The following is a 929-nucleotide window of genomic DNA, read 5'->3' as shown; positions in this document are numbered from 1 at the left end:
TTTGATAAATTAGCAATCGACCTATTAAAGAAAAACGGACAGTTAGTAAAACTCCTTACTTAATGAGTGAGCTAATACCTATAAAAGAATAAGCTATAGATGTGGATTTTCCAACACCAGCTTTTGTTGAACACATAGTAATTACAGGTATTAAGATATTCCTTATTTAGCGAATAAACAATAAATAAATAACATTTATTTATTACGTATTTTGTATGTAAATAATAAATATAATTCAATATATCATGTCATATAAAAGAACTATCAACTTTGCGCAGTTTATCTTAATTTTCCAATGTTTTTGGCATGGTAATGATAGGCTTCATTTTTGTAAGCTTTATGTTTTTGCGTTCAATAAATAAACGTAAGGTATTCACACTAACTCCTAATGTCTTAGCAATACGGTTCTGTGATAAACCAACATTTATAAATGCTTGAATTTCATCAATGTGATTGTCCAGCTTTAATTGCGTAGCAGTGCTTCCTTTTGGGCGTCCTAATTTTATCCCTCGTTGACGAGCAACGCTTAACGCTTCTTTTGTACGTGTTTGAATTAAATGTCTCTCAATCTGCGCTACTATACCTAATACAGTTGCAATGATATCACTTTGTAAACTACCATTCATGATAAGATTTTGTTTTGTCACGTGAAAAATTAAACCACGTTCACTAGCGGCTTTGAGAATTTCTAGGACAGCAAGAGAAGAACCAGCTATACGAGAAAATTCAGGAGTTAATAATACATCTCCTCGTTCTGCTTTTTCAATTAAAGCACCAAGCTTACGCTTGCGCCAATCTTTTCCTCTGCTTGCAATTTCCTCTTCAATGTGAAGTGGGGCAAAGCCATGTTTGTTAGCATATTTTAGCAATCCAAACTTTTGATTTTCTGTATCTTGTCCATCACGAGAAACTCGTAAATATGCGTAAAA

1 protein-coding gene is annotated in these 929 nt (G+C 32.9%); it reads right to left on the bottom strand.

Features of this window, described 5'->3' with window-relative positions:
- Positions 1-284: 284 nt before the first annotated feature.
- Positions 285-929 (bottom strand): recombinase family protein (locus tag ACFIML_RS09140; protein ID WP_375688015.1); only part of this gene is annotated, 645 nt, incomplete at its 5' end.

Origin of the sequence: Bartonella sp. AC62GZZY (assembly GCF_042196525.1) — a bacterium.
Classification (GTDB): domain Bacteria; phylum Pseudomonadota; class Alphaproteobacteria; order Rhizobiales; family Rhizobiaceae; genus Bartonella.
This window is presented reverse-complemented; position numbering and strand designations above follow the sequence as displayed.